Below are 5360 nucleotides of genomic sequence, written 5' to 3'. Positions count from 1 at the left end.
TAAGATCATGTTTGTGTCGTTCCCATAAGCTGTCGCGGAGCAGGACGTTCTCCAGCCCAACTGAAATTCAGGGGAAGCCCTGTATTAGCGAGGGTTCCATGCGCTCAATAGTCAGCTTGCCGTTCAAATCCTCATTGAGCTGTTGCGTGACGGTCCGGAGTAGTGCCGTCTTATTCGAGTAAACATACGCGGCAATTCCAACCCATAATATCAAAATGAAGGAAATAAGTACTCCGGCAATTTTAAGAGTTAGCTTTAACCAGCGTGGCATTTGGGGGTCGTGTTAGGCATAGGTGTAATTTTTAAGTTTTCTAAGGGAATATAATCAAAATGCACGCCAATAATAATGGCCTGGCGATTCGCTAACTGTAATGGGACGCAACATAAGGTTGCGAAAAGCCGGTGTAAGGAATATTCGTTGACGATCTTTGCTGTCTTTTATTATTATTTCTATCCAATAATGATCATTTCTTAGTTCGTTGAAACAGAAAACAAGTGCTGGAAAATAATTACGCTGATTATAGGGGCTAACCAGTATTAAGAAAAAAAGGACCGAATAATTATTTGCACAAACAAATAATTATTCAGCCCTTTTCAGGATGCCCCTGCGGCAAAACCTGAATTTTTATAATAAGCTATTAATCATCAAAATCGCAATCAGCAAAAGCATTTAAGTTTGACTTTAACTTAGCGTAAAGATTGGAATTCGAAGTATTTGAAATTACAATTACCCCCCCAGTCTTGGTCGCACTGCTCAAATCAGCCGAAATAACATTGGTCAAAAACTTGTTAAGCTGAACATTAATTAAGCCTAAATAATCATTGGTTCCTTTAATAACCAGGTCTTCTGCTTCCACTTCTACTTCAAAATCTTCGTTCAAGTAAAACTCAACGGGGATTTTAGCACCATTAGCATCAGTATAAGTGCCTTTCAAAGTAAGTGGAATATTAGAAGTAGTTGACTTTTTCAATTCCAGTTTTAATTCAACTTCATCATATGTACCATCAGGTATGGTTATGCTTCCCAATATTGGGCTTAGGTTAAATAAATCAACAGTTACAGGCTGTTTAAGCTCATATTCAATCTCTCTATTGTTACTTTCCGCTTCAAAATCAATTTCACTGATGTATAATGATCCGGAAGTCCAGGTTATACTTGAATTTGTAGTAGGCCCTACCGGTAAACCACTACCAGAAATCGTAGTACCAATAGATGCAGTAAAGTTAGCAGGTTTAACTTTGTAAGAGAGTTTACCGCTTCCATCGTCATCTTTTTCACATGACGATAAAATCACCACTGTACCCAGCACCGCCATTCCAAACCTTATTAAGTTTTTCATTTTCTTTTTTTTGTGAATTTTAATATTATACGTATAAGTAACAATTATGTTGCCAGAGACTGGAATTAGTTTTAAATAAGGCTATTATGATGCACAACAAATCGTTTATTTAACCACCTTTCGACCCGCCTGAAAAATTGATAAAAATGCAACGTCGCCATTCAAATCGAACAGAAGAAATTCCCTCCTATTACTCCTAACTAGTAAAAATCTTAATGACCATATACTATCCATTTCGTCCGGGCAAAAAATAAACACATAAATTCCTTACTTTTGCGGCAAATGATTGCGATAAACAACCTGACGTTCGAGATCGGTGCAAGGGCATTATACGACGAAGCGAACTGGCATATAAAACCCGGTGAGAAAATAGGATTAATTGGTGCTAACGGAACCGGAAAAACTACCCTGTTAAAAATCATAGTAGGTGATTATGCTCCTACAAGCGGAACAATATCCATGGCTAAGGATATCAAAATAGGATATCTTAACCAGGATCTGCTTTCCTATCAATCTGATAAAAGCATTTTGCATGTTGCTATGGAAGCGTTCGGTCGCCAGAACCAGCTTCATGCCGAAATTGAAGATATTCTTAAAAAAATTGAAACTGAATATACCGATGAGCTGATCAATAAGCTCAGCGATAAGCAGCTTGAATTTGAAGCGCTTGATGGCTATAGCATCGAGTACCGCGCACATGAGATTATGGCCGGACTTGGATTCAGCGAGGCAGATACTCACCGTACCCTGGCCGAATTTTCCGGTGGATGGCGGATGAGGGTTATGCTTGCGCGGATCTTGCTGCAGGCACCTGATATATTACTTCTGGATGAGCCTACGAATCACCTGGATCTTCCATCTATTAAATGGCTGGAAACCTATTTACAGGCTTTTGAAGGTGCAATCGTTATCGTTTCTCACGACAGGTATTTCCTGGATCGTGTTGTTAAACGAATAGTAGAATCCCGCAAAGGCAAGCTTATTCCTTATGCCGGAAATTACAGCTTCTATGTTGAAGAAAAAGGCCTTCGGGAAGAGATCCAGAGCGGCCAGTTTAAAAATCAGCAGGCTAAGATAAAACAGGAGGAAAGGCTTATCGAGCGTTTCCGTGCCAAGGCAAGTAAAGCTAAAATGGCACAGTCACGAATTAAAGCCCTCGAGAAAATGGAGCGTGTCGATGATGTGGATGATGATAATCCTTCTGTTAACTTCAGCTTTAAATTCAGCAAACAGTCCGGCCGTCATGTTATCCGCATAGAGGATCTGACTAAATCATACCCTGGTGTACCCATCGTAAAACACGCAACGGCAACAATTGAAAAGGGAGATAAGATTGCCTTGATTGGTGCGAATGGGCGTGGTAAATCTACCGTTTTAAGGATCATTGCAGGTGCTGATAAAAATTATACCGGTATGTGTGAAACCGGGCATAATGTAACCCAGACCTTTTTTGCACAGCATCAGCTGGAGGCACTGCACCTTGAAAATGAAATTATCAGGGAGTTGCAAGCGTTCGCTCCCAAGCATACTGAAACAGAGCTCCGGTCTATTCTGGGTTGTTTCCTTTTCACAGGAGATGATGCATTTAAAAAGATCAAAGTTCTTTCCGGCGGTGAAAAATCCCGTGTTGCACTGGCAAAGGCTCTAACGGCTGATGCTAATTTCCTGATACTGGATGAGCCTACCAATCACCTGGACATCGCTTCAGTGAACATTCTTATCCAGGCACTTGATCAGTTTGAAGGTACTTTCATTGTAGTATCTCACGACAGGTATCTTCTTGATAACGTGGCCAATAAGATCTGGTTCATCGAAGATCAGGAAATCAAGGAGTATCCGGGAACTTACGCGGAATATGAAGAATGGAATTCAAAAAGAGTGTACGTCCCGAAAGCTATAGCTCCTGAACCTCCTAAAAAGGAAACTAAGAAAGAGGATAAGCCAGCAGTTCAAAGCGACGACAAAAACAAAGATCTCAAGAAGCTTAACCAGGAGCTTCAAAAACTTGAAGAAGAGATCGCAGAGCTGGAAAGCTCAGTAAAGCTTGCCGAAGCAGAGCTGACAAAAGAGGAAATATATTCTGATAACGAGAAACTATCTGAGGCGAACCGCCGTTATCAGCAGTTGAGCCCGCGTTTATTAAAGGCTCAGGCTGAGTGGGAACGTAGGGCCGACGAGATAATGGAGCTCGAAGGGAAATAACACCTTCTTGGCAGACAAATAGTGAAATATGCGAAGATTTTTTGTTCTGTTTTTAATTCTATTTAGCGTAAGTACTGGTTTTGCTCAGAAAAAGCCACGGGTTAAGCCTGTTGAGACCCCTCAGCATGATCTTAGGTATGAGAATTTCATCTATATACCCGAAGTACGCTCGGTAGAATTTTATAACCGGTCGAAGGAACAATCAATCCCCGTTTATATCCTCGGAAGCCAGGAGACGTTGCTGCTCGGGTTTGACGATCTGAGGGGCGGAACACGGAACATAAGCTATTCTGTTGAACATTGCGATGCCGAATGGAAAAGCAGCCGGCTGTCCCCTATTGATTTTATTGAAAGCTTTACCGAAGACAGAATCATCGATTACCGTTCATCGTTCAACACCCTTCAAAAGTACACCCACTATGAGCTTACTATCCCGAATCTCAATGTAAAGCCAAAGATCTCAGGCAACTATCTTCTTAAAGTCTACGAAGATAATAATCAGCGTAAGATCCTTCTGACAAGACGCATGTATGTTATAAATCCACAGGTTGCTATTGGAGCAGAAGTAACCGCTTCTAACATCGTCAACGAACGCGATCAAAGACAAAAGCTGAATTTTATTGTTAACCACGGGCAGCTGAATATCAGTAACCCCTATCTTGATGTGAAAGCTTTTGTTGTTCAGAACAACAGGCCGGATAATGCACAGCAAGTACTCCGCCCAACTTTTATACGACCCGGGCAATTAGTTTATAATGATCTCCGGGGAACTGATTTCATGGGCGGCTCGGAATTTAGACGTTTCGACATCCGCAGCCTTCGTTTTCGTACAGAGCGGGTCTCAAAAATAACACAGGACACAGTTAATACTGTTGCTTTGTTGACTGATATTCCGGAAAACATCAGAAGCTACACCTTCCTGTATGATGAGAACGGATCATTCTTTATTCGAAACCAGGATGGCCGTGATAACCGCACCGATGGCGATTATTCGACCGTGCAGTTAACCCTCGCCAGTAAGAGACCATCAAATGATGGTGAAGCCTACGTGGTAGGTCAGTTTAACGATTACAAGCTCACAGACAAATTAAATTTCGACGAAACCAGCCACCGCTTCCGCGGATCAATATTTGTTAAGCAAGGAGTGTTCGACTATCACTACGTATGGGTTAGCAACGACCGAACAACCCGTGATGATAGAGTGTTTGATGGTTCGCATTTTCAAACCGAAAACGATTACCAGATTTTCGTTTACTATCGTAAACCCGGCTCGAGGTGGGATGAGTTGATAGGGTTTACTCAGATTAATACGGTGAAACGGTAGTGGGTTGTGGTTAGGTGATTTTGTTGGTTGTCAGACTGCCCGGATAAGCTGGGAACACTTTACATTAACAATAATCTAACTGATTTCACATCCATCATACGATCTCCATTCATTGATTTGGCACGAAGTATGAATTTCCCTTTCCCTTTTTTCAACTGCATTATACCCACCCTTAACAACTTAAACTCCTTTTCATAGGATTCTCCTTCTCTTTTAACCCGGTCAAAATTCTGATTGAGGGGCGGATCAAATGTTTCCCGGATAGTACCGGTTAATTGATCATCTCGAAAATCGATTTCAAATTCAGACCCTATAGTTTTTGACGACGCAGTATAATACATACTTACTTCATAGTTACCTGAAGTATGAATATCAACATCCCAGCTGACATAAGAATCTATGTTATCCCAATTCGTGATCCAGGAAGAGTTTGGGGCAGTCGCACTATATGAAAGAAGTCCATTTCCGTATCTATGAAGATCTGCATCCTGAGA

4 protein-coding genes are annotated in these 5360 nt (G+C 41.3%); 2 read left to right on the top strand and 2 right to left on the bottom strand.

Features of this window, described 5'->3' with window-relative positions:
* Positions 1-638 precede the first annotated feature (638 nt).
* Positions 639-1340 carry a hypothetical protein gene (locus WKF69_RS08920; protein ID WP_340381253.1) on the bottom strand — a complete coding sequence of 234 codons (702 nt, stop codon included), beginning with the start codon at positions 1338-1340 and terminating at the stop codon, positions 639-641.
* A gap of 282 nt (positions 1341-1622) precedes the next feature.
* Between WKF69_RS08920 and WKF69_RS08915 the strand changes: the two genes are divergently transcribed.
* Together WKF69_RS08915 and WKF69_RS08910 are read left to right on the top strand one after the other, a co-directional pair.
* Positions 1623-3542 (top strand): ABC-F family ATP-binding cassette domain-containing protein, encoded by a 1920-nt coding sequence (locus tag WKF69_RS08915; RefSeq protein WP_340381252.1) that lies wholly within the window; start codon positions 1623-1625, stop codon positions 3540-3542.
* Between the two features lie 28 nt (positions 3543-3570).
* Complete coding sequence (locus WKF69_RS08910) at positions 3571-4866, top strand: DUF5103 domain-containing protein (RefSeq protein WP_340381251.1); 1296 nt, start codon at positions 3571-3573, stop codon at positions 4864-4866.
* Between the two features lie 59 nt (positions 4867-4925).
* On the opposite strand, the gene WKF69_RS08905 is transcribed toward WKF69_RS08910, so the two are convergent.
* Positions 4926-5360 (bottom strand): hypothetical protein (locus tag WKF69_RS08905; RefSeq protein ID WP_340381250.1); only part of this gene is annotated, 435 nt, incomplete at its 5' end.

Source organism: Daejeonella sp. (assembly GCF_037719425.1).
Classification (GTDB): Bacteria; Bacteroidota; Bacteroidia; order Sphingobacteriales; family Sphingobacteriaceae; genus Daejeonella.
Note: the sequence above shows the minus strand (reverse complement) of the source record. Positions and strands in the feature narration are given on the sequence as shown.

Excerpts from the sequence above, each read along its gene's own strand:
- WKF69_RS08915 (WP_340381252.1), top strand. The coding sequence starts at position 1,623 with ATGATTGCGATAAACAACCTGACGTTCGAGATCGGTGCAAGGGCATTA.
- WKF69_RS08910 (WP_340381251.1), top strand. The coding sequence starts at position 3,571 with ATGCGAAGATTTTTTGTTCTGTTTTTAATTCTATTTAGCGTAAGTACT.
- WKF69_RS08920 (WP_340381253.1), bottom strand. The coding sequence starts at position 1,340 with ATGAAAAACTTAATAAGGTTTGGAATGGCGGTGCTGGGTACAGTGGTG.